Annotated in this window: 1 protein-coding gene; it reads left to right on the top strand. The window is 63.7% G+C overall.

Features of this window, described 5'->3' with window-relative positions; genetic code table 11:
- Positions 1-53 precede the first annotated feature (53 nt).
- Positions 54-911, top strand: coding sequence for an SDR family NAD(P)-dependent oxidoreductase (locus AC07UX_RS21145; protein ID WP_495193932.1), 858 nt, complete (start codon positions 54-56; stop codon positions 909-911).
- Positions 912-1,145 lie beyond the last annotated feature (234 nt).

The following is a 1,145-nucleotide window of genomic DNA, read 5'->3' as shown; positions in this document are numbered from 1 at the left end:
AATAATGAGGATCTGCTGCGGGTGAACCGTGCCGTCACGCGGTTCCCGAAGTGATGGACCAGCAGCTGGTAGCCGTCATTACCGGCGCGAGCCGGGGCATCGGCAAGGGGATCGCGCTTGCGCTCGGCCGGCGCGGTGCGACGGTGTATGTCGTGGGGCGCACTACGGTCAGCGGCACGCAGGTGTCCGCGGGCGGTATCCCGGTGCCGGGATCGATCCACGAAGCGGCGAACGAAGTCACCGCTGCGGGCGGTCGGGGCATCGCCGTCGCCTGCGATCTGGCGGACGACGATGCGATCCGCGCCTTGTTCGAGCAGGTCGACCGCGAGAGCGGGCATGTCGACATCCTCGTCAACAATGCTGCGTCGCTGCATGACCAGATGGGCACGCGCCCGTTCTGGGAGACGCCGCTCAAGCTGGCCGACATCATCGATGTCGGCCTGCGCTGCCATCATGTCGCGACCTGGCATGCCGCGCGGCTGCTGATCGCCGCCAAGCGAGGCCTGATCGTCAACATCTCCTTCTACGGCAACGCCAGGGTCCACGATCCGGCCTATTATGCCGCCAAGGCGGGTCTCGATAAGCTCGCCTCGGTCTATGCCGAGGATTTCACGCCGTACAATGTCGCCGCGGTGTCGCTGTGGCCGGGCTATGTGAAGACCGAACGCGCCGAGATGATCGTCGGCGACGCGACCGAGCTGATCGAGGGCATGGGCATGGAAAGCCCCGGCTATTGCGGTCGGGTGATCAGCGCCTTGTGGGACGATCCGGAGATGATGGCGCTGACCGGCGGCACCCTGATCGCCGCCGAGCTGGGCGAACGCTATCGGGTCGTGGATCGACCTGGCTTCTCGCCAAAATCGCTGCGCGCTTTCTACGGCGCCCCACATCCGCAATTTGATCGCATTTGATCGGATCGATCAGGACGTTCATCTCTCAGCGCGCATTCTACATCCGAACGCCCAGCTTGGCCGGTTGAAATGGCGATCGGCTGCTCTTGGCGACAGGGACAGAGAATTGCCGCTCAGAAGAGGCGACGCTTCGCCCAAACCGCAGCAAAGGCCATTATGATCGCTACCGCAACACCTACGCCCATCGCGATGGCTGATCCGACTGAATAGGTCATATCTGCCTCCATGGTTCAG

It is taken from the genome of Sphingobium sp. GW821-FHT02B05 (assembly GCF_059421905.1).
This window is presented reverse-complemented; position numbering and strand designations above follow the sequence as displayed.